General features: G+C 74.6%; 16 protein-coding genes and 1 pseudogene. 12 read left to right on the top strand and 5 right to left on the bottom strand.

The window, feature by feature from the left end; genetic code table 11:
• The first annotated feature begins 125 nt into the window (after positions 1–125).
• Both ACSNOA_RS26540 and ACSNOA_RS26535 read left to right on the top strand, forming a co-directional pair.
• Positions 126–1,133: a cobalamin biosynthesis protein gene (locus ACSNOA_RS26540; RefSeq protein WP_436662518.1), complete on the top strand. Its 1,008-nt coding sequence runs from the start codon at positions 126–128 to the stop codon at positions 1,131–1,133.
• On the top strand, positions 1,130–2,671 hold the full coding sequence (locus ACSNOA_RS26535) for a cobyric acid synthase (RefSeq protein ID WP_436662517.1): 1,542 nt from the start codon (positions 1,130–1,132) through the stop codon (positions 2,669–2,671). Before ACSNOA_RS26540 ends, ACSNOA_RS26535 begins: the two co-directional genes overlap by 4 nt.
• An 11-nt stretch (positions 2,672–2,682) precedes the next feature.
• Here the strand turns inward: ACSNOA_RS26535 and ACSNOA_RS26530 are convergent, their stop codons facing one another.
• A complete protein-coding gene (locus ACSNOA_RS26530; RefSeq protein WP_436663386.1) occupies positions 2,683–3,084 on the bottom strand; it encodes a rhodanese-like domain-containing protein in 402 nt (133 codons plus the stop codon).
• Here ACSNOA_RS26530 and ACSNOA_RS26525 point away from each other — a divergent pair.
• The 4 genes and pseudogenes from ACSNOA_RS26525 to ACSNOA_RS26510 all read left to right on the top strand — a co-directional run.
• Positions 3,019–4,013 (top strand): annotated as a pseudogene (locus ACSNOA_RS26525) (uridine kinase family protein); the annotation flags it as partial. The gene ACSNOA_RS26530 and the pseudogene ACSNOA_RS26525 overlap by 66 nt on opposite strands.
• Entirely contained in the window at positions 4,006–5,358 is a 1,353-nt protein-coding gene (locus tag ACSNOA_RS26520) for a dipeptidase (RefSeq protein ID WP_436663385.1), read from the top strand. The pseudogene ACSNOA_RS26525 and the gene ACSNOA_RS26520, both read left to right, overlap by 8 nt.
• Positions 5,359–5,435: 77 nt before the next feature.
• On the top strand, positions 5,436–5,642 hold the full coding sequence (locus ACSNOA_RS26515; RefSeq protein WP_436662516.1) for a hypothetical protein: 207 nt from the start codon (positions 5,436–5,438) through the stop codon (positions 5,640–5,642).
• A gap of 155 nt (positions 5,643–5,797) precedes the next feature.
• Positions 5,798–7,381 carry an ATP-dependent DNA ligase gene (locus ACSNOA_RS26510; protein WP_436662515.1) on the top strand — a complete coding sequence of 528 codons (1,584 nt, stop codon included), beginning with the start codon at positions 5,798–5,800 and terminating at the stop codon, positions 7,379–7,381.
• A gap of 5 nt (positions 7,382–7,386) precedes the next feature.
• Here the strand turns inward: ACSNOA_RS26510 and ACSNOA_RS26505 are convergent, their stop codons facing one another.
• Entirely contained in the window at positions 7,387–8,208 is an 822-nt protein-coding gene (locus tag ACSNOA_RS26505) for an SURF1 family cytochrome oxidase biogenesis protein (RefSeq protein WP_436662514.1), read from the bottom strand.
• Positions 8,209–8,438: 230 nt separating this feature from the next.
• On the opposite strand from ACSNOA_RS26505, the gene ACSNOA_RS26500 reads away from it, so the two are divergent.
• Together ACSNOA_RS26500 and ACSNOA_RS26495 are read left to right on the top strand one after the other, a co-directional pair.
• The gene (locus tag ACSNOA_RS26500; protein WP_436662513.1) at positions 8,439–9,842 is read left to right on the top strand and encodes a cobyrinate a,c-diamide synthase; all 1,404 of its coding nucleotides are present in this window, start codon (positions 8,439–8,441) and stop codon (positions 9,840–9,842) included.
• Positions 9,839–10,408: a GNAT family N-acetyltransferase gene (locus ACSNOA_RS26495; RefSeq protein WP_436662512.1), complete on the top strand. Its 570-nt coding sequence runs from the start codon at positions 9,839–9,841 to the stop codon at positions 10,406–10,408. Before ACSNOA_RS26500 ends, ACSNOA_RS26495 begins: the two co-directional genes overlap by 4 nt.
• A gap of 21 nt (positions 10,409–10,429) precedes the next feature.
• On the opposite strand, the gene ACSNOA_RS26490 is transcribed toward ACSNOA_RS26495, so the two are convergent.
• Positions 10,430–12,562 carry a transglycosylase domain-containing protein gene (locus ACSNOA_RS26490; RefSeq protein WP_436662511.1) on the bottom strand — a complete coding sequence of 711 codons (2,133 nt, stop codon included), beginning with the start codon at positions 12,560–12,562 and terminating at the stop codon, positions 10,430–10,432.
• 132 nt (positions 12,563–12,694) lie between these two features.
• Here ACSNOA_RS26490 and cobC point away from each other — a divergent pair, with 132 nt between their 5' ends.
• The 3 genes from cobC to cobA are packed head-to-tail and all read left to right on the top strand — an operon-like array spanning position 12,695 to position 16,153.
• Positions 12,695–13,801 carry an Rv2231c family pyridoxal phosphate-dependent protein CobC gene (gene cobC, locus ACSNOA_RS26485; protein WP_436662510.1) on the top strand — a complete coding sequence of 369 codons (1,107 nt, stop codon included), beginning with the start codon at positions 12,695–12,697 and terminating at the stop codon, positions 13,799–13,801.
• A complete protein-coding gene (gene cobT / locus ACSNOA_RS26480) occupies positions 13,801–14,886 on the top strand; it encodes a nicotinate-nucleotide--dimethylbenzimidazole phosphoribosyltransferase (RefSeq protein ID WP_436662509.1) in 1,086 nt (361 codons plus the stop codon). Before cobC ends, cobT begins: the two co-directional genes overlap by 1 nt.
• A 22-nt stretch (positions 14,887–14,908) precedes the next feature.
• Entirely contained in the window at positions 14,909–16,153 is a 1,245-nt protein-coding gene (gene cobA, locus ACSNOA_RS26475; protein ID WP_436662508.1) for a uroporphyrinogen-III C-methyltransferase, read from the top strand.
• 82 nt (positions 16,154–16,235) lie between these two features.
• On the opposite strand, the gene otsB is transcribed toward cobA, so the two are convergent.
• Positions 16,236–18,797 (bottom strand): trehalose-phosphatase, encoded by a 2,562-nt coding sequence (gene otsB / locus ACSNOA_RS26470; RefSeq protein ID WP_436663384.1) that lies wholly within the window; start codon positions 18,795–18,797, stop codon positions 16,236–16,238.
• Between the two features lie 41 nt (positions 18,798–18,838).
• Positions 18,839–20,239 carry an alpha,alpha-trehalose-phosphate synthase (UDP-forming) gene (locus ACSNOA_RS26465; RefSeq protein WP_436662507.1) on the bottom strand — a complete coding sequence of 467 codons (1,401 nt, stop codon included), beginning with the start codon at positions 20,237–20,239 and terminating at the stop codon, positions 18,839–18,841.
• 336 nt (positions 20,240–20,575) lie between these two features.
• Between ACSNOA_RS26465 and ettA the strand changes: the two genes are divergently transcribed.
• Positions 20,576–22,252, top strand: a complete 1,677-nt coding sequence (gene ettA / locus ACSNOA_RS26460; RefSeq protein WP_436662506.1) for an energy-dependent translational throttle protein EttA — start codon at positions 20,576–20,578, stop codon at positions 22,250–22,252.
• Positions 22,253–22,259: the final 7 nt, after the last annotated feature.

Here is a 22,259-nt window from a genome sequence, read left to right as displayed (position 1 = left end):
GCCCCGGTCCCCGCGCGGCGTTGGCCGGGGGGAGATCGGGCCGGGTCGGTGGGGCGTGGGCGGGGGAGCGGTCGGATGGCTGCGGTGGCGTGCTCGTCTAGGCTGGCCGGCCGGAGGTGGTGCGCGTGCGGCGGACGGCGCCGGTGGCGAACGCGGTGGGACTGGTCGCCGGGTACGCCCTCGACAGGCTGCTCGGTGACCCGCGCCGGTGGCACCCGGTGGCCGGGTTCGGTCGGGCCGCCGGCGCGTTGGAGCGGCGGGTCTACCGGCCGGACCGGCGCGCGGGCGCCGTGTTCACCGCGCTGGCCGTCGGAGCGCCGGTGGCGCTCGGTGCCGCCGCCACGGTGGCCACCCGGCACCGGCCGCTGGCCCGGGCCGCGCTCGTGGCGGCCGCCACGTGGACGGTGCTCGGCGGTCGCACCCTGCGGCACGAGGCCGAGGTGATGGGTCGGGCGCTGCGCGACGGCGACCTGCCGGCCGCCCGAGGGCGGCTCGGGCACCTCTGCGGGCGTGACCCGTCGACCCTCGACGAGCCGGAGCTGGCCCGCGCCACCGTCGAGTCGGTGGCCGAGAACACCTCCGACGCCGTGGTGGCCCCGCTGTTCTGGGGCGCGGTGGCGGGCCTGCCCGGCCTGCTGGGCTACCGCGCGGCGAACACCCTGGACGCCATGGTCGGGCACCGCTCACCGCGGTACGCCCGGTTCGGCACCCCCGCCGCGCGGCTGGACGACCTGCTCAACCTGGCGCCCGCACGGTTGACCGGGCTGCTCACCGTGGCGGTGGCCCCGGTCGCGCACGGGGACCGGGAACGCGCGTGGCGGGTTTGGCGGCGCGACCGCAACGACCACCCGAGCCCCAACGCCGGCCAGTGCGAGGCGGCGATGGCCGGGGCGCTGGGCGTCCGGCTCGGGGGGCGGAACGTCTACTTCGGTCGATCCGAGGTGCGGCCGTACCTCGGCGACGGCCCGCGCCCCGAGGCGCGGCACCTGCGTCGTGCCGCCCGGATCTCGGGCGCCGTCGGTCTGGCGGCCCTCGCGGTCGCGGCCGCCTACCCGGTGACCGCCGGCCGGCTGGTCTCCGCCGCGGGCCGTCGTGCGCGGAGGGCGGCCGGCAGCCGGGGGTGGCGACGGTGAGCGGGGGTCTGCTGGTCGCGGGTACGACCTCGGACGCGGGCAAGAGCGTGCTCACCGCGGGCATCTGCCGGTGGTTGCACCGGCAGGGTGTGAAGGTGGCGCCGTTCAAGGCACAGAACATGTCGAACAACTCCGCCGTCGTGGTGGGACCGGACGGGCGCGGCGGCGAGATCGGCCGGGCCCAGGCCATGCAGGCCGCCGCCTGCGGCCTCGCCCCGGACCTGCGCTTCAATCCCGTGCTGCTGAAGCCGGGCAGCGACCTGGCCAGCCAGGTGGTGCTGCTCGGTGAGGCCGTCGACACGGTCACCGCGGGCACCTTCCGGGAGCTGCGGCCCCGTCTCGCGGAGACGGCGTACGCGGCGCTCGCCGAGCTGCGGGCGGCGTACGACGTGGTGATCTGCGAGGGCGCCGGCAGCCCGGCCGAGATCAACCTGCGGGACGGCGACTACGTGAACATGGGGCTGGCCCGGCACGCGGGCCTGCCCGTCGTCGTGGTGGGTGACATCGACCGGGGCGGCGTGTTCGCGTCCATGTTCGGCACGGTGGCGCTGCTCGACCCGGCCGACCAGGCGCTGGTCGCCGGTTTCGTGATCAACAAGTTCCGGGGGGACCTCGGCCTGCTCCGCCCCGGGCTCGACATGCTGCGTGAGGTCACCGGCCGTCCGACGTACGGGGTGGTGCCCTGGGCGCTGGACCTCTGGCTCGACGCCGAGGACTCGCTCGCCTACGGCCGGGTGCTCGGCCGGCCGGCCGCTCCGCACGGCGCCGACTGGCTCGACGTGGCCGTCGTACGGCTGCCGCGCATCAGCAACGCCACCGACGCGGAGGCGTTCGCCACCGAGCCGGGCGTCCGCGTACGCCTCACCGTCGAGCCGGCCGAGATCGCCGCGGCCGACCTCGTGGTCCTGCCCGGCTCCAAGTCGACGGTCGCCGACCTCGCGTGGCTGCGGGAGACCGGCCTCGCCGACGCGGTCCTCGCCCACGCCGCGGCCGGAAAGCCGCTGCTCGGCATCTGCGGTGGCTTCCAGATGCTGGGCCGCGCGATCCACGACCCGGTGGAGAGCCGGCGCGGCAGCGTCCCCGGTCTCGGCCTGCTCCCCGTCGAGGTGACCTTCGACCCGCGCAAGACCGTCCGGCAGTCCGCGGGCACCGCCCTCGGGGGCGCGCCGGTCCGCGGCTACGAGATCCACCACGGGTACGTCTCGTCGGCCGAACCGTCACTCGCCCCGCTCATCACCGCCGCCGACGGCACCGGCGAGGGCGCGGCGCTCGGCGCGGTGCACGCCACGCACTGGCACGGCGCCTTCGAGTCCGACGAGTTCCGGCGGCGCTACCTCACCGAGGCGGCCCGGCTCGCGGGACGCCACCGTTTCCGGGTCGCGCCGGACACCGCGTTCGCCGCGGTCCGGGAACGCACCCTCGACCTGCTCGGCGACCTGGTCGAGGAACACCTGGACACGGACGCGCTGTGGCGGCTCGTCGAGACCGGCCCACCACCCGGCCTCCCGTTCATCCCACCCGGCGCGCCGTCCCGGTAGCCCGCCGACGGTCAGGGGCGGATGTCGGCGGGGCGGTCGGAGAGGGGCATGTCGGCCTCGATCCAGGCCTGCACACCGCCGATCATGTCGGTGGCCCGACGCAGCCCCAGCGCCTGGAGGCTCGCCGCCGCCAGGCTGGAGCTGTAGCCGTGCCGGCACACCACCACGATCTCCCGGTCGTAGCCGGTGGCCTCCGGGATGCGCCAGGGACTCGCGGGATCGAGCCGCCACTCCAGCACCGTCCGGTCGATGACGATGGCGCCGGGCAGGTTCCCCTGTTCCTGGCGTTGCCGGTCGGTACGGGTGTCGATCAGCAGCGCGCCGCCGCGTACCGCCTCGACGGTTTCCTGCGGGGTCAACCGCTGCAGCCCGGCGCGGGCCTGTTCCAGCAGGGCCTCGACGCCGGGGCTCATCACGTCACGGAGCACGTTCCGATCATGCCGAGCCGTCCGGCGTCCCGGTAGCCGATCGGCGGCGCGGACGCCGGCGGGTGAACGGATTCCCCCGGACGTGATCGGCCCGCCTGCCCCGGACAGGGGCGGCGAACGGCGGCCGACCACGAACAGTGGACCACGAACAGCGAGCCACGAACAGTGGACCACCGGGCCGGCAGCGCGACCCTGCCCCGGCATACTGGCGCGGTGCTCAGCATCGCCCCGGTAGCGGTCGTCGAGCCGTACGCCGACCTGGCGCGGCGCGTGCTGGCCGGGCCGGCGCGGTTGGGGCGTATGCGGATCGTGGCCGTCGACGGCCCGAGCGGCGCGGGCAAGAGCCGGTTCGCGGCGCACCTCGCGGACGCCCTCGCGGCGCTGCCCGGCGGGGCCCGGCCACCCGTCGTGCACACCGACGACCTGCTCGACGGCTGGGACGACCAGCTCACCTTCTGGCCGCGGCTGGAGGAGCAGGTGCTGGCCCCGTTGCGCGGCGGCCGGCCCGGGGCATACCGCCGGTACAGCTGGGTGCGGCGGCGTTTCCTGCCCGACGCGGTGCCGGTGCCGGTCGGCCCGGTGCTCCTGGTCGAGGGGGTGAGCGCGGCCCGCGCCGCCGTGCGCGCCGAGCTGACCCTGGCCGTCTTCGTCACCGCCCCGGCGCCGCTGCGGCTGGCCCGCGCGGTCGCCCGGGACGGCCCGGGAATCCTGCCCGAGTTGCGCCGCTGGCACGCGGGCGAGTCGGCGCACTTCGCGGCCGACCACACGGCGGAGCACGCCGACCTCGTGGTCGACGGCGCGCCGGGGCTGCCGCACGACCGCGGCCGGTACTACGTGCGCGTCCGCTGACCGGCCGACCAGGATCGGTAAGGCCGGCATACGATGCCGGTCATGACCACACCGATCATGTCCGAGTCCGAGGTACGGGCCGCCGTCGAGCGGGAGATGCCCGGAGTCCGTGCCGACCTGGAACGCCTCGTCCGCATCCCCGGCATCGCGTTCGACGGCTTCGACCACTCGCACGTGGAGCGCTCCGCCGAGGCGGTCGCCGAGCTTCTGCGCGGCTGCGGCCTGGACGTCGACATCGTGCGCTCCGGCGGCCAGCCGGCCGTGATCGGACGGAAGGCGGCCCCGCCCGGCGCGCCCACGGTGCTCCTGTACGCCCACCACGACGTGCAGCCGGTCGGCGACCGGTCGCTGTGGGAGTCCGACCCGTTCGAGCCGGTCGAGCGGGACGGCCGGCTCTACGGCCGGGGCGCGGCCGACGACAAGGCCGGCATCATGGCCCACGTGGCGGCGCTGCGGGCGTACGGTGACCGCCTCCCGGTCGGCGTGGTCCTGTTCATCGAGGGTGAGGAGGAGTACGGCTCCGACTCGCTGGAGCGGCTGCTCGCCGAGCACCGCGACGAGATCGCCTCGGACGTCATCGTGATCGCCGACTCCGGCAACTGGGACATCGGGGTGCCGGCCCTGACCACGTCGCTGCGCGGCATCGTCAACTGCTTCGTGGAGGTCCGCACCCTGGACCACGCCGTGCACAGCGGCATGTTCGGCGGCGCCGTGCCGGACGCGCTCACCACGCTCGTCCGGCTGCTCGCCACCCTGCACACCGACGCCGGGGACGTCGCGGTCGAGGGCCTCGTGGGCCGGGAGGGCGCGAGCGTCGACTACCCGGAGGAGCGGATCCGCGTCGAGGCGGGGCTCGCCGAGGGCGTCGAGTTCATCGGCACCGGGCGACTCACCGACCGGCTCTGGACGAAGCCGGCCCTGTCCGTGCTCGGCATCGACGCGCCGGCCACCGGCGAGGCGCCGAACGCCCTGGTCCCGGCCGCGAAGGCCAAGCTCAGCGTCCGGCTCGCGCCCGGCGACGACCCGAAGCGGGCGTACGAGGCGCTCCGCACCCACCTGGAGAAGCACGCCCCGTGGGGCGCCCGGGTGACGGTCACCTTCGAACACGACGGCGACCCCTGCGTGATCGACGCGTCGGGCCCCATGTTCGACGCGGCCCGGTCGGCGTTCCGCAGCGCCTGGGACGGCACCGACCCCGTGGACATCGGCGTCGGCGGGTCCATCCCGTTCATCGCCACGTTCCAGGAGATGTTCCCGCAGGCCGCGATCCTGGTGACCGGGGTGGAGGACCCGCACGCCCGGGCGCACGGGCCGAACGAGAGCCTGCACCTCGGCGAGTTCGCCCGGGTCTGCGTCGCGGAGGCGCTGCTGCTCGCCAACGTGGCCGAGGCGGCCCGGGCCCGGAGGTAGATGTCGAAACCGTAACGTCCCGGTCCATCTGGGAGTTTGCGGTGTGTCGGCCGGCGGGCTGTTATAGCCTTTCGAACATGAGTACGAACGAGGTGATGGCCCGGCTGCGGGCCGCCGTCAGCGCTCTGGGGGACGTCGACGTCTCCGCGTGGCCCGAGGACACGCTCAAGGAACAGCTCGGTGAGCTTTCCGCCGCCCTGGTCTCGCTCGATTCGCTGCTCACCCGGGTCGCCGACGAGGTCCGTGGCCGCGGCCTGCGGATCGAGGAGCCGGTCTCGGCCTGACCGCCGCGTGCCGCGCCGGCCGGCAGCGATCGACACCGGATCGGCGATGTGGCGGGTTCCGTGACGCCGGGCGCCCGCCACATCGCCGACCGGCCCCCGCCACCCCGGCACGGCAATGCCCGGGTGGTGTCGGGGGCGGCTGGCAGGATGGTTCCGTGCGGTTCCTCGATCTGGCAGCCACCTCCGCCGCCGTGGCCGCCACCAGCGGCCGGCGCGCCAAGGTGGAGCTGCTGGCCGGTGCGCTGCGCGCGCTCGACCCGGCCGAGGTGCCGGCAGGCGCCGGGTGGCTCGCGGGCGAGCTGCGCCAGCGCCAGACGGGTGTCGGCTACGCGAGCCTGCGTGACCTGCCGCCCCCGGCCGTCGAGCCGACGCTGACGGTGGCCGCCGTCGACGCGGCGATCGACGAGATCGCCGCCGTGCACGGCGCCGGCTCGCAGGCCCGACGCCGGGCGCTGCTCGGCGCGCTCTACGCGGCCGCCACGGCGGAGGAGCAGCGGCTGCTCACCGGTCTGTTCAGCGGCGAGCTGCGCCAGGGCGCCCAGGCCGGGCTGCTCGCCGACGCGATCGCCCGGGCCGCCGAGGTGCCGGTGGCGGCCGTACGCCGGGCGCTGCTGCTCGCGGGCGACCTGCGCGCGGTCGCGGTGGCCGCCCTGGACGGCGGAGCCGCCGCGTTGGCCGGGTTCGGCCTCCGGGTGGGGCGTCCGCTGGCCCCGATGCTGGCGCAGAGCGCGCCCTCGGTCGACGAGGCCCTCGCCGCCACCGGCACGCCCGCGGTGGTCGACGTGAAGCTCGACGGCATCCGGATCCAGGTGCACCGCTCGGGGCCGGACATCGCGGTCTTCACCCGCAGCCTCGACGAGATCACCTCCCGGGTGCCCGAGGTGGTGGCCGCGGTCCGCGCCCTGCCCGGCCGCGAGCTGGTGCTCGACGGCGAGGCGATCGGGCTCGACGCGACGGGCCGCCCGCTGCCGTTCCAGGAGACGTCGAGCCGCGCCGCCCGGCGCACGACGCCCAGCACGAGGGGGCGCTCGCCGGTGGCGCCGGCCGTGCTCGCCGCCGCCGAGAGCACCGGGGAGAAAGTGCTCACGCCGTACTTCTTCGATCTGCTGCACCTCGACGGCGAGGATCTGATCGACTTGCCCGGTCGCGACCGGTGGGCGGCGTTGGCCGGCGCGGTCGACGAGTCGTTGCTGGTCGGCCGCGTGGAGGTCGACGGTCCGGAGCCGGCCGGCGCGGCGTTCGCGGCGGCTGTCGAGGCCGGGCAGGAGGGCGTCGTCGTGAAGGCGCCGGACGCCCCCTACGACGCCGGCCGCCGCGGCGCGGCCTGGGTCAAGGTCAAGCCGCGGCACACCCTCGATCTGGTGGTGCTCGCGGTCGAGTGGGGCAGCGGGCGGCGCAGGGGCTGGTTGTCCAACCTCCACCTCGGCGCCCGCGACCCGCGCACCGGCGGGTTCGTCATGCTCGGCAAGACGTTCAAGGGGCTCACCGACGAGCTGCTGCGCTGGCAGACCGAGCGCTTCCTGAAGCTGGCCGTCGAGAAGGGCGACTGGGTCGTCCGGGTGCGCCCGGAGCAGGTCGTGGAGATCGCGTTCGACGGGGTGCAGACCAGCTCGCGCTACCCGGGCGGGATGGCGCTGCGGTTCGCCCGGGTGCTGCGCTACCGGCCCGACAAGAGCGCCGCCGAGGCCGACACGATCGACGCCGTGCGGGCGATCCACGCCGGCCGCGCGACCGGCTGAGCGGCTCAGGCCGAGGCGCTCGGCTCCGGCTCGGCGGCCCGGTCGCCGGGTGGCGTGTCGAGGCCGGCCGCGCGGCGCGCCTCCCGGCGGGCCGCCCACCCGTACGCGAAGAGGGTCATCGCCGCGAAGAGCCACCACTGCACGATGTAGCCGAAGTTCTGCCAGTTGTTCGTGTGCCCGACGGGCACGGCCCGGAAGGTCGGGTCGGCGGCCGGGGTCTGTTCGTCCAGCAGCACGTACGCGCCGTAGACGGGGTAGGGCAGCTCGCGGGCCAGCCGGCCGACGGCGATCCGCCGGGTCTCGAGCCGCCCGTCGCGCCGGTCCACCGCGCCCGGGCGGCTCTCGGTCTCGTGCACCCGGCCGACCACCGTGACGTCGCCGGTCGGGGTGGGCGGCACCTGCGGCTGCGCGGTGGCGCCGCCGGGCGCCGGCGGGATCCAGCCCCGGTCGACCAGCACGGCGCTGCCGTCGGTCAGCACGAGCGGGGTGACCACCTCGAAGCCCACCCGGCTGTCGACCGTCCGGCCGCGGACGAGGACGGTGTTCGTGGGGTCGTACCGGCCGGTGACCGTGACCCGGGTCCAGACCTTCTCCTCGGCGGGGGCCGGCCCGGTGGTGCCCGCGCCTCCGCTCGGGGCGGCCAGCGCGTCGCGCAGCGGCACCGGCGTCATTCTCTCGCCGGCGTCGATCCGCTCGTTGATCGCGGTGCGCCCCCGGTAGCGGTCCAGCTGCCAGTTGCCGAGGAACACCATCACCGTCGCGGCGACCAGGGCCAGCGCGAGGAACCCAAGCCAGCGCGGGGTCAGCAGGAACCGGTACACAGCCACGAGGCTACTCGTATGACGGGGGCCACTGGCGGCGACGGTCCGGCTGCGCCGGGCGACGGTGCCGGTGCGGGCCGGTTCCGGTGCGCGACGGGCCGGTGACGGCCCGTTCCGGCGCGGCGACAGGCCCCTTCGGGTGTCACTCGGGCGGCGGCGCGGGCCGGTATCGTCACCGGGCGGACCGCTGCCGCGGTGCCGCGACCGGGTCCCCCGCCGTCCGCGAGGAGTCGCTGATGACCGTCGTGCCGCGCCTGGTGCTGAGCGCGCCGTCCTCCGGCCACGGCAAGAACGCCCTGGCGATCGGGCTGCTCGCCGCGCTGGCCGACCGCGACGTCGAGGTCGCCGGTTTCAAGATCGGGCCGGACCAGGTCGACGCCGCCTATCTCGGCCTGGCCACCGGCCGGCCCGGACGCACCCTCGATCCCCGGCTCGTCGGCGCCGACCGGCTCGGGCCGCTGCTCGCGCACGGCGCCGCGGGCGCCGGGCTCGCCGTGGTGCAGGGCAGCATGGGCCTGTACGACAGCGTGACCGGCCGTCCCGAACAGGATTCGACCGCGGCCGTGGCCACGGCGCTGCGCAGCCCCGTGGTGCTGGTCGTCGACGTGGCGGCCATGGGCCAGTCGGCGGCCGCCCTCGTGCACGGCTTCCGCTCCTTCGACGAGCAGCTCTGGCTCGGCGGCGTGATCCTCACCCGGGTCGCCTCCTCCCGGCACGAGGCGATGCTGCGGGAGGCGCTCGACGACATCGACGTCCCGGTCTACGGGGCGCTGCGCCGCCAGGACCTGCCGGCCGTGCTGCCCAGCCGGCGTCACGGCGTGATCCCGGCGATCGACGGTTCCGCCGAGACGGCCCGCGCCGTGCGCCGCCTGGGGGAGGCCGTCGCCGCGACCGTCGACCTGGACCGGGTGCTCGGGCTGGCGCGGTCCGCGCCGCCGTTGCCGGCCACGGCCTGGTCGCCGCGGGAGGAGCTCGGCTCGCCGGAGGCGCCGGCGGAGCGTCCCGTGGTCGCGGTGGCCGGCGGGCCGGGCGGCAGCTACAGCCCGCCGGAGACGGCGGAGCTGCTCCGGGCCGCCGGCGCCGAGGTGGTGACGTTCGACCCGCTGCGCGACGAGGCGCTGCCCGCGGGCACCCGCGCGCTGGTCGTCGGCGGGGCGCTGCCCGAGTCGTACGCCGAGCAGCTGTCGGCCAACCGGCGGCTCTGCATCGCGGTGGCCGAGCTGGCACGCACCGGCCGGCCGGTGGTCGCCGAGGGGGCGGGCCTGCTCTGGCTCGCCCGCGAGCTGGACGGCCTGCCGATGTGCGGGGTGCTGGACGCCGTGGGCGCCACGCGGGACGGCCTCGTCGTGGGCTACCGGGAGGCGACGGCCCGCACCGACAGCGTCGTGGCTTCCCAGGGCTCGGTGCTGGTGGGGCACAAGGAGCACCGCGCCGTGCTCTCCCCGCGCGCCGGCGAGCGACCGGCCTGGAGCTGGGAGGGCGGAACGCCGGAGGGTTTCGTCTGGCGCAACGTGTACGCCTCCCAACTCACCCTGCACTGGGCCGGGCACCCGGAGATCGCCACCCGGCTGGTGGCCGCGGCGCTGGCCGATCCGGCCCCCGAGGCGGTGCCGGCCGCGTCGGGCGGGGCGCCGGCGTGATCGGTCAGGTGGCGGTACGCCGCTTCCCGACGCTCACCGTCTCCACGCCGCGGACGGAGGTACGGCAGCTCGCGGCGGCGGACGCGGCGGCGGCCGGGGAGATCTTCGCCGACAAGCTGACCCGGCGGTGGCTGCCGCTGGCCGACGACTCCGGCCCGATCGACGGGCACGCCTGGTGCACGGATCTGGCCCGGCAGCGTCGCGACAGCGGCGACGGCGACCACTACGGGGTGGTCCGCCGGGAGGACTCCCGGCTCGTCGGGTGCCTCTGGACCCGGCGTACCGACTGGGGCGCCCGGCTCACCGAGGTCTCGTACGCGATCGCGCCGGACGCCCGGGGTTTCGGCCTGGCCGCCGAGGCCGTCGACGCCGTGGCCATCGCGCTGATCCTCGAACACGGCTTCCAGCGCGTCGAGCTGCGGGTGGCGCCGGGGAACACGGCGTCGCGCCGGGTCGCCGAGAAGGCCGGGTTCAGCTACGAGGGACTGCTCCGCAACGCCGGGTACGTCCGCGGCGGCCGCGTCGACCTGGAAGTGTGGTCCTTCGTGGCGGCCGACCTCCGCTGACCGCCCGGCCCGGCCCGCCCCTCAGCCCACCATCGCGTCGGAGGGTGGGGTGAACTGGCGGGTGGGTTTGCCCTTCAGGGCGTCGCGCAGGGTCTCCGCCACCGCGGCGATCGGCACCTGGGACTGCCCGTCACCCACCGCGTTGAACGGGTTGTCCGGGTCGGAGATGAAGCTCGCGGCGGCCAACTCCGGCGTGTAGCCGACGAACCAGGCCGACCGGGTGCTGTCCGTGGTACCCGTCTTGCCGGCCACCGGCCGCCCGACCGTGCCGCGCACGCTGTCGGCCGTCGACCAGCCGCCGCAGCCACCCCGTGCCGGGGTGTCGCCGGTGGGGCAGCGGGCCGCGTCGGTGGCCGCCCGGGCCGCGTCGGCGCTCACCACCTGCCGGCAGCGGGGCTTGGCGACCTCCCGGCTGATGCCACTGGCGGTGGTGTACGTGGCCGGCGTGCCGTCGCGGTTGTAGATGCCCTGCACCGGCATCGCCTCGCAGTACCGGCCGTCGGCCGCGATGGCCGCGTACGCGTTCGCCATCTCCAGCGGTGTGGCGTCGGAGACGCCCAGGGTGAACGCGCCCCACTTCTTCACCTTCTCGGGGGAGGCCTGGTCCCGGTCGACGTCGGTGCGCCAGCGCAGTCCGAGCTGCTCGGCGAGCCGGACGCCCGCCTCGGCGCCGATTCGTTCCTCCAGCCAGACGAAGTACGTGTTGACCGACTTGCCGAACCCGGACCACATGGTCTGCTGACCGGTCATCGCCCCGCTGGCGTTCGTGGGTGCCCAGTTGTCGAAGACCTTGGACTGGTAGCGGTACGGGGCGTTGAACGACGTGGAGAGGGGCATCCCGGCGTTGAGCGCGGCCAGCATCGGGAACATCTTGAACGTCGACCCGGCCTGGTAGCCCGGCAGGTCACCGCCGCCGAGCAGGGGCGCCACGGTGTTCGGGTAGTTGGCCTTCACCTTCGGCCCGGCCTCGGGATTGGAGCTCTGCGGGTTCTCGCTGAGGTCCAGCGAGTACGTCCGGTTCACGGCCATGGCCTTGACACGCCCGGTGCCGGGCTCGGAGACCACGATGCCGTTGGCGAAGGGGCTGCCGGTGGCCTCCTTGGTCCCGACGTTCTTCTCCGCCGCCTCCTGGACCTTCGGGTCGAGGCTCAGCACGATCCGGTAGCCGCCGCGACGCAGCTTGTCCATCCGCTCCAGCCGGTTCTCCCCGAACGCCGGCTGCGCGCTCCACCAGTTCTTCAGGTAGTCGCAGGCGAAGCCCCAGCTGTTGAACTTCTCGGGAATGGCAGCGCAGTCGTTCGGCGGGTCGGTGAGCTTCAGCCGGATCGGCTCGGCCTTGGCCGCCGCGACCGCGTCCGGGGACAGGTAGCCGAGCTGGGCCATCCGGTCGAGGACGTAGTTGCGCCGGCCGGTGGCCTCCTTCTGGTCCGAGGTCGCCGGGTCGTACTCGCTGGGGGACTTCACGAGCCCGGCGAGGGTCGCCGCCTCCACGGGGGTGAGATCCTTCGGCGTCTTCGAGAAGAAGATCTCGCTGGCCGCGTAGATGCCGTACGCGCGGTGGCCGAAGTACGCCGAGTTCAGGTAGCGCTCGAGGATGTCCTCCTTGCTCAGTTCCTTCTCCAGGTCCAGCGCCAGCCGCATTTCCTTGATCTTGCGCAGGCTGGTCTGCTGGGTGGCCTCCTGCACCTCCTTCGGCGTCGTCGCGCTGTCCCGCAGTGCCATCCGGACGTACTGCATGGTCAGCGTGGAGGCGCCCTGGGACACCCCGCTCGAGCGGGCGTTGGCCACGAAGGCGCGCGCCACACCCTTGGGGTCGACGCCCTTGTGCTGGTAGAAGCGCGAATCCTCGGCGGCCACGATGGCCTGCTGGATGTTCGGCGACATGTCCTCGAGCTTCGTGTACTGCCGGTACTCCTCGTAGAACATCGTCAGCACGGTGCGCCCGTCCGGGGCGTACAGGTACGAGGTCTCGGCCGGCAGGGCCTTGGTCAACAGCTTGGTCTTGTGCTCCGTGGCGTGCGCGGTGGCCTTCGCGCCCAGCCCGGTGAAGGCGACCACGGGGTAGGCGACGGCGGCGATCACGATCCCGGCGATCAGCCCGATGCGAAGGAGAGGAATGGCACGACCAGCGGCAGCAAGGGGTCGGTTGCTCACAGGGCCAAGCTATGACATTTCCGATTCGGAAATGAGAAGAATTCATAAACGGGCGGACGGGATGCGGGTGGTGACGCGTCCCACGCCCGCGCCCGCTGTCCCGAGGGCCGCCTTCCCGGCAGGATCGCGGGCATGCGTGGACGGGCGAGCGAGGCGCGGCCGGGCCGCCGTCCCCCGCGGCCGGTGCCCGGCGGCGAGCCCGACCTCGCCCACCACGGTGACGCCGAGGTGGGCGAGGGGCTCGTCGACCTCGCCGTCAACGTCCGCCGGGCGCCCCTGCCGCCGTGGCTGGCCGGGCCGATCGCCGCCACGCTGACCGACCTGGCCCGCTATCCCGACCCGACGGCGGCCCGGGAGGCGGTCGCCGCCCGGCACGGCCGTCCCCCGGAGGAGGTGCTGCTCACCGCCGGGGCCGCCGAGGGCTTCGTGCTCCTCGCCCAGGCGCTGCGCGGCGTACGCCGGCCGGTCGTGGTGCACCCGCAGTTCACCGAGCCCGAGGCCGCGCTGCGCGCGGCGGGCCACCGGGTCGAGCGGGTGCTGCTCGACGCCGCCGACGGGTTCCGCCTCGACCCGGCGCGGGTGCCCGAGGAGGCCGACCTCGTGATGATCGGCAACCCGACCAACCCCACCTCCGTGCTGCACCCGGCCGAGGCCGTGGCGGCGCTCGCCCGCCCCGGCCGCGTACTCGTCGTCGACGAGGCGTTCGCCGACACCACGACCGCCCCCGGCCACCCCGGCGAACCGGAGTCCCTCGCCAACCGCCGGGACCTCCCCGGCCTGCTCGTGGTGCGCAGCCTCACGAAGACCTGGGGACTGGCCGGGCTGCGGGTCGGTTACCTGCTCGGCGCACCCGACCTGCTGCACCGGCTCGCCGCCGTCCAGCCGCTCTGGGCCGTCTCGACGCCCGCGCTGGCGGCCGCCGCCGCCTGCGCGAGCCCCGTCGCGGTCGAGGCCGAGCGCGCCATCGCCGCGCAACTCGCCGCCGACCGCGACCACCTGGTGGCCCGCCTGGCCGACCTGCCGGGCGTACGCGTCGCCGGCCGGCCCGCGAGCGCGTTCGTGCTGGTCCACCTGCCGGGCGCCGCCGCAGTCCGGGTCGCTCTGCGCGAGCGGGGCTGGGCCGTACGGCGGGGGGACACCTTTCCCGGCCTCGGGCCGGACTGGCTGCGGGTGGCCGTGCGGGACCGCGCCACCACCGACGCGTTCACCCGGGTACTGGGCGAGATCATGGAGGCATGATGCTGGAGACCACGATCGCGGCGATCGGGCCGCTGGACGAGACCGCCATGGCCGCGGCGCGGGAGCTGCACGGCCGGCTCACCAAGCCCGCCGGCTCGCTCGGCGCGCTGGAGGACCTCTCCGTACGCCTCGCCGGCCTCGCGGGTGCCTGCCCGCCGCCGCTGCCCGAGCCGGCCGCGGTGGCGATCTTCGCGGGTGACCACGGCGTCCACGCCCAGGGGGTGAGCCCCTGGCCGCAGGAGGTCACCGCGCAGATGATCGGCAACTTCCTGGCCGGTGGCGCCGTGGTCAACGCGTTCGCCCGGCAGGCCGGCGCCGCCGTCACCGTGGTCGACGTCGGCGTGGCCACCCCGCTGCCCGAAAGCGGCGAGCCGGCGACCGCCGTCCTCGACCAGGGCGTGCCGCGGCTGGTGCGCGCCACCGTCCGGCCCGGCACCCGTGACCTCTCGGTGACCGCCGCCCTCACCCGGGACGAGGCCCGCGCCGCGCTGGAGACCGGCATCCGGGTGGCCGGCGAGCTGGTCGACGCCGGCGCCCGGATCCTGCTCACCGGCGACATGGGCATCGGCAACACCACGCCCGCCGCCGCCCTGGTCGCGGCGTTCACGGGCGCCGATCCGGCCGACGCGACGGGCCGGGGCACCGGCGTCGACGACCCCACGTACCGGCGGAAGGTGGAGGTGGTGCGGGGCGCGCTGGCCCGGCACCGGCCGGACCCGGCCGACCCGCTGGGCGTGCTGGCCGCGGTCGGCGGGCTGGAGCACGCGGCGCTGGCCGGGCTGGTCCTCGGCGCGGCCGCCCGCCGGGTGCCCGTGCTGCTGGACGGGGTGATCGCCTGCTCCGCGGCGCTCGCCGCCGCCGCGTTCGCCCCGGACGCGGTGGGCGCCATGGTGGCCGGGCACCGCTCGGCCGAGCCCGGCGCCACGCTCGCCCTGCGCCGGCTCGGGCTCGACCCGCTCGTCGACCTCGGGCTGCGCCTCGGCGAGGGCACCGGCGCGCTGCTCGCGCTGCCGGTGGTGACCGGCGCGGTCCGGGTGCTGCACGAGGTGGCCACGTTCGACTCGGCCGGGGTGTCCGAGAAGTGACCGGGCGGCGCGGGGTGGCGGTGTGAGCGGGCGGGGCGACGCGAGCCCGTACCCCCTCGGGCTTCGCCTGCACGGACGGCGGGTGGTCGTGGTGGGCGGGGGAGCGGTGGCCACGCGCCGGGTGCCGGCGCTCCTGGACGCCGGTGCCGACGTCCTGGTGGTCGCGCCGGAGCTGACCCCGGCGTTGCGCGCGCACGCCGACGCCGGCCGGCTGCGCTGGGCGGAGCGTCGCTTCGCCCCCACCGACCTGGACGGGGCCTGGCTCGTGCAGGTGGCGGTGGACGACCCGGGCGCCGCCGTGGCCGTGAGCGCGGCCGCCGCCGAGCGGCGCATCTTCTGCGTACGCGCCGACGACCGGGCGGCGGCGACGGCCTGGACCCCGGCCGTGACCCGGCAGGGGCCGGTGACCGTCGCCGTGCTGGGCGGCGGCGATCCCCGGCGGGCCATGACCGTGCGCGACGCCGTTCGGGACCTCCTGGCGGGCCGTCCGGGCCTGGTGTCCGCGCCTCCGGCGGTGCGGGAGTCCCCGGCCGACACGGCGGGCGGGCGGGTCGCCCTGGTCGGCGCGGGTCCGGGCGACCCGGAGCTGATCACCGTGAAGGGCTGGCGGCTGCTCACCCGGGCGGACGTGGTGGTCGCCGACCGGCTGGTGCCCGGGCTGCTCCTCGACGAGCTGCGCGCCGACGTGGAGCTCGTCGACGCCGCCAAGATCCCGTACGGGCCGGCCCGGACCCAGGAGGAGATCAACCGGATCCTCGTCGACCGAGCGCGCGCCGGGCGGTTCGTGGTCCGCCTCAAGGGCGGCGACCCGTACGTCTTCGGCCGGGGCGGTGAGGAACTGCTGGCCTGCGCGGCGGCCGGTGTGCCGGTGACCGTGGTGCCCGGCGTGACGAGTGCCGTCGCGGCGCCCGCGGCGGCCGGCATTCCGGTCACCCACCGGGCGGTGGCCCACGAGTTCACCGTGGTCTCCGGGCACGTGGCCCCGGACTCACCGGCCTCGCTGGTGCGCTGGGACGCCCTGGCCGCCCTGCGCGGCACCCTCGTGGTCCTCATGGGGCTGAAGAACCTCGCGGCCATCGCGGCGACCCTCGTGGCGCACGGCCGTTCCGCCGAGACTCCGGCGGCCGTCGTGCAGGAGGGCACGACGGGCGGCCAGCGGATGCTCCGCTCGACCCTGGGGACGGTCGCCGCCGAGGTGGCCGCCGCCGGACTGCGCCCACCGGCGACCGTGGTGATCGGCGACGTGGTGGACGCCCTCCGGGCCTGACCCCGCGGGCCCACCGGCCCAAGGGTCCCGCGCGCGGCCCGCGGTTCGCGAGCCGCGCGCGGGCGCCCGGTGCGCCGGTGGGTCACTGCTTGAGCATGTTGTCCAGCAGGAGGGCGCAGCGGATCAGGCCGAGGTGGCTGTAGGCCTGCGGGTGGTTGCCCAGCCCGCGCTCGGCCAGCGGGTCGTACTGCTCGGGGAGCAGCCCGGTGGGGCCGGCCGTGTCGACCATCTGGGCGAACAGCTCCTCGGCGTCCGCACGCCGGCCCGTGCGCAGGTACGCCTCGATGAGCCACGCGGTGCAGATGTGGAAGCCGCCCTCCCGGCCGGGCAGCCCGTCGTCCCAGTGGTAGCGGTAGACGACGGGGCCGCTGCGCAGGTCGGCCTCGATCTTCAGAACGGTGGAGAGGAAACGCGGGTCGTCGCCCGGGAGCAGCCCCGAGAGGCCGATCCAGAGCGAGGACGCGTCCATGTCCTCGTCCCCGTACGCGACGCTGTACGCCTCGGCGTGCTCGTGCCAGCCGTACTCGAGCACGTTGGCGGCGATCCGGTCGCGCAGCTCCACCCACTCGGGCCGGTCCTCGCCGCCGTGCTGGCGTACGACGTGCAGCGCCCGGTCGACGGTCATCCAGCACATGACCTTCGAGAAGATGTGGTGCCGGGGCGGGAGGCGGGCCTCCCAGATGCCGTGGTCGGGCTCGTGCCAGCGGCGGCTGACCGCCTCGACCATCGACTCGAGCACCCGCCACTCGGTCTCGCGTACCGAGCCGCGCAGGTCGGCCACGGCGGCGATGAGGTCCGCGACCGGCCCGAAGACGTCCAGTTGGAGCTGGTGGTTGGCCAGGTTGCCGACCCGGACGGGACGGGAGCCGGCGTAGCCGGGCAGGGTGTCGATGACCGCCTCGGCGCCGAGTTCGTACCCGTCGACGGTGTAGAGCGGGTGCAGCCGTTCGGGGTGGCCGCCGGTGCGCTCGACGACGCCGTCGATCCACCGGAGCAGACCCTCGGCCTCCTCGGTCGAACCGAGGTCGACCAGCGACCGGGCGGTGAGCGCCGCGTCGCGCAGCCAGCAGTAGCGGTAGTCCCAGTTGCGGACGCCACCCAGCTCCTCGGGGAGGGAGGTGGTCGCGGCCGCCAGGATCGAGCCGGTGGGCTGGTGGCAGAGCCCGCGCAGGGTGAGCGCGCTGCGGACCACGAGGTCGCGGGCGGTGGTGGGGAGCCGGAGGGTGGCCACCCAGTCCCGCCACGGCTGCTCGGCCGCGGCCTGCCGTTCGTGCACCGGCACCCGGTGGTGCTCGAGGCTGTGGGTGCCGAAACGCAGCTCCAGGACGATCTGGCCGCCCGCGGCCCGCAGGTCGACGACCGCCTTCGCGTACTCGTAGACGCCGTCGCTCGCGACCTCCCACTCGACGCCGGGGGAGTAGAGGGCGATCGGCTCGTTGGAGCCGAGCACGAGCAGGCCGTCGTCGAGGGGTTGCAGTTGGACGGCCACCTGACCGAACTCGGGGCGGGGGGCGAACTCGATCCGCGCCCGGCCGGTGCCGCTCAGCACCCGGACGAGGGTCGAGTCGCCGCTCATGACGACCGGTCCGTCGGGCGTGGTCTCCTGGTAGGGCTCGTCCAGCCAGTCGGTGACGGTGAGACCCGACCACCGCGTCTCCACGGTCATGGTGCCGGGCCGGTAGCGCTGGCCGAGCGGGATCCCGCCGCGCTCGGCGGACACGGTGAAGTGCCCCGCCGGGCCGCCGCCGACCAGGTCGGCGAAGATGGCCGCGGAGTCCGGCTTCGGGTGGCAGAGCCAGGTGATCTTGGCGTCGGGGGTGACCAGGCCGACGGTGCGGCCGTTCGCCAGCATCGAGTGCCGCTCGATCGGCACGGCACGCTCGCCGAAGAGCCAGTGCCGCCGGGTCTCCAGCAGCAGGCCGAGCGCCCGCGCCGCCTCGATCGGCTCGGCGACCCGGTAGTGCGCCTGGGTGTCGCCCGGGCCGATCTTGATGCCGACGTCCGGCCCGTGGAGGTTGCCGAACGCGTTCTCGTCGGTGACGTCGTCACCGATGAAGAGCACGGCGCTGGCGGAGAGCTGCGTGCGGAGCTGGTCGACGGCGGTGCCCTTGTGGGTGGCCACCACCGACAGCTCGATAACCTCCTTGCCCTGCGTGACGGTGACGCCGTCCCAGGTGGCGGGGCCGCTGCGGACCGCCTCGATGGCGGCCGCGGCGATCTGCGGGTCGACCCCGCGGGTGTGCACCGCGACGCTCGCCGGCTTGCGCTCCAACCGGATGCCCGGGTGGGCCGCCGCGATCTCCCGCAGCGCGCCGCGCAGGCGGCTGCGGACCTCGATCAGCTCGGGGGAGAGGCGCTCGACGAACCCGATGTCGAACTCCGAGCCGTGGCTGCCGACCAGGTGCACCTCGCTGGGCAGCCGGGACAGCGCGGCCAGGTCGCGCAGCGCCCGGCCGGAGACCACCGCCACGGTGGTCTGCGGCAGCGCGGCCAGCGCGCGGATGGCGGCCACCGACTCGGGCAGCGGCACGGCCTTGCTCGGGTCCTCGACGATCGGCGCCAGGGTGCCGTCGTAGTCGCAGGCCACCAGGAGCTGGGGCACCCGCGCGATCCGGCCGATGGCCGCGCGCAGCTCGGGGTCCATCACGTCGGTGGCGACGACCGCGCCACCGGGAACGGGCGTGGTCACGCGGCCTCCGCCTCCGGCACGCCGAGCTCGGTGAGGAACGACTTGGCCCAGTGACCCACGTCGTTCGTGCGTAGGTGGCGTTGCATTGTCCGCATGCGGCGGCGAGCCTCCGGCTTCTCGACGTGCACGGCCCGCAGCAGGGCGTCCTTGACCGCGTCAGGGTCGTGCGGGTTGCACAGGAACGCCTGGCGCAGCTCGGTGGCGGCGCCGGCGAACTCACTGAGCACGAGCGCGCCGCCCTGGTCGGCGCGCGATGCCACGTACTCCTTGGCCACCAGATTCATTCCGTCTCGCAGCGGGGTCACCATCATGACGTCGGCAGCGACGTACATCGCGGCCAGCTCGCTGCGACTGTACGACTGATGCAGATAATGCACCGCGGGCACGCCCACCCTGCCGAATTCGCCATTAATCCGACCAACCTCGCGTTCGACCTTGACGCGGAGGGCTTGGTAGTGCTCGACCCGTTCCCGGCTCGGTGTGGCAACCTGCACCATGACGGCGTCCGGCACCGTGAGCTTCCCGTCGGCGAGCAGCTCCCGGAACGCCTTGAGCCGCAGCTCGATGCCCTTCGTGTAGTCCAGCCGGTCGACACCCAGGATGATCGTCCGGGGGTTGCCCAGCTCCTCGCGGATCTCCTTGGCGCGGGCCTGGACCGCCGGGTCGGCGGCCATCCGCTCCATCTCACGGGTGTCGATCGAGATCGGGAACGCTCCGGCCTTCACCTGCCGGCCGTCGGCCTGGATCATCTGCCCCTCGTAGCGCAGGCCGAGGAGGTGGCGCGCCAGCCGGACGAAGTTCTGGGCGGCCAGCCGCTGCTGGAACCCCACGAGGTCGGCGCCGAGCAGGCCGCGCAGGATCTCCGTGCGGAACGGCATCTGCATGAACAGCTCGATGGGCGGGAACGGGATGTGCAGGAAGAAACCGATCCGCAGGTCGGGCCGCAGCTCGCGGAGCATCGCGGGGACCAGCTGGAGCTGGTAGTCCTGCACCCAGACCGTGGCGCCCTCGGCCGCCACGTCCGCCGCGGCCTCCGCGAAGCGGGCGTTGACGAGGCGGTACGTCTCCCGCCAGCGCCGCTTGTAGACCGGCGTCTCGACGGCGTCGTGGTAGAGCGGCCAGATGGTCGCGTTGGACTGGCCCTCGTAGTAGCGCTCCAGCTCCTCGGCGCTCAACGGCACCGGGTGCAGCCGGATGCCCTCCAGGTCGAACGGCTCGGGAGCGGCGCCGGTGCCCCCGGCCCAGCCCACCCAGGTGCCCTGGTGCTCGGCGAGGACGGGGTGCAGCGCGGTCACCAGCCCACCCGGGCTGCGCCGCCACTGCCGTCCCTCTGGCGTGCTCACCTCGTCGACCGGCAGGCGGTTCGCCACTACGACAAAGGAGCTGCGGACGGTCACGTTCGGCCACCTCCGGTGCTGACGGGTCAACCGCATGAGCGTACTGAGCGTAGCTGCGGCGTCTGGACCCCCGTGCCGGAGTTCCCTACCCGCCCCGCGGTCGTCGAATCCCTCCGGTGATCTTGTCAACAGCCGGCGCGGGGGCGCACCCGGGGGTCCGGGTTCCCACGACGCGGGCGTACGCCGGGCGGGGTGATGTGGGCGCGGCGGCTCGTACCTGTCAGGATTGACGACGGCGTGCGTGCGGCCGGCCCCGGCCGGCGGCCGCGGAGGCACCCGCCGCCCGCGCTCTCGCCCGCCGGCTCCCAGTCGCAACCTACGGAGGTAGCCCGCACCGTGGCCCAGTTCATCTACGTCCTGGAAAAGGCGCGCAAGGCGCACGGCGACAAGGTCGTGCTGGACAACGTGACGCTGAACTTCCTGCCGGGGGCCAAGATCGGTGTGGTCGGGCCGAACGGCGCCGGTAAGTCCAGCCTCCTCAAGATCATGGCAGGGCTCGACCGGCCGAGCAACGGCGAGGCCCGGCTGATGCCCGGCTACACCGTGGGCCTGCTCGCCCAGGAGCCGCCGCTCAACGACGCGAAGACCGTCCTCGGCAACGTCGAGGAGGCGGTCGCCGAGACCAAGGCGAAGCTCGAGCGGTTCAACAAGATCGCCGAGCAGATGGCGACCGACTACTCCGACGAGCTGATGGAGGAGATGGGCAAGCTCCAGGAGGAGCTGGACAACGCCGACGCGTGGGACATCGACTCGAAGCTCGAGCTGGCGATGGACGCGCTGCGCTGCCCGCCGCCGGACGCCGACGTCACCAAGCTCTCCGGCGGCGAGCGCCGCCGGGTGGCGCTGTGCAAGCTGCTGCTGGAGGCGCCCGACCTGCTGCTGCTCGACGAGCCCACCAACCACCTGGACGCCGAGAGCGTGCAGTGGCTGGAGCAGCACCTGGCCAAGTACGCCGGCACCGTGCTCGCCATCACCCACGACCGGTACTTCCTCGACAACGTGGCCGGCTGGATCCTGGAGCTGGACCGCGGCCGGGCCATCGGCTACGAGGGCAACTACTCGACGTACCTCGAGAAGAAGGCCGCCCGGCTGTCCGTGGAGGGCCGGCGCGACGCCAAGATGAAGAAGCGCCTCTCCGAGGAACTCGAGTGGGTGCGCTCCAACGCCAAGGCCCGGCAGACCAAGTCCAAGGCCCGCCTCGACCGCTACGACGAGATGGCCGCCGAGGCGGAGAAGACCCGCAAGCTGGACTTCGAGGAGATCCAGATCCCGCCGGGCCCGCGCCTGGGCAACACGGTCATCGAGGCGCACAACCTCACGAAGGCCTTCGGCGACCGGGTGCTCATCGACAACCTGTCGTTCTCGCTGCCGCGCAACGGCATCGTCGGCATCATCGGCCCGAACGGCGTCGGCAAGACGACGCTGTTCAAGACCATCGTGGGGCTGGAGCAGCCGACCGGCGGCGACGTCCGCGTCGGCGAGACCGTCTCGCTGTCGTACGTCGACCAGAACCGGCAGGGGCTGGCCGGGGACCGGACGGTCTGGGAGACCGTCTCCGACGGTCTGGACCACCTCATGGTGGGCAAGGTCGAGATGCCGTCGCGGGCGTACATCGCGGCGTTCGGCTTCAAGGGGCCGGACCAGCAGAAGCCGACCAAGGTGCTCTCCGGTGGCGAGCGCAACCGGCTCAACCTGGCGCTGACGCTGAAGATCGGCGGCAACGTGATCCTGCTCGACGAGCCGACCAACGACCTGGACGTGGAGACCCTCTCCAGCCTCGAGAACGCGCTGCTGGAGTTCCCCGGCTGCGCCGTGGTCATCTCGCACGACCGGATGTTCCTCGACCGGGTCGCCACGCACATCCTGGCCTGGGAGGGCGACGACCAGAACCCGGCCAGGTGGTTCTGGTTCGAGGGCAACTTCGAGGCGTACGAGAAGAACAAGATCGACCGGCTCGGCGCCGAGGCGGCCCGCCCGCACCGGGTGACCTACCGCAAGCTGACCCGGGACTAGTCGCCGA

Origin of the sequence: Micromonospora sp. URMC 103, from assembly GCF_051386435.1 — a bacterium.
Taxonomy (GTDB): domain Bacteria; phylum Actinomycetota; class Actinomycetes; order Mycobacteriales; family Micromonosporaceae; genus Micromonospora.
This window is presented reverse-complemented; position numbering and strand designations above follow the sequence as displayed.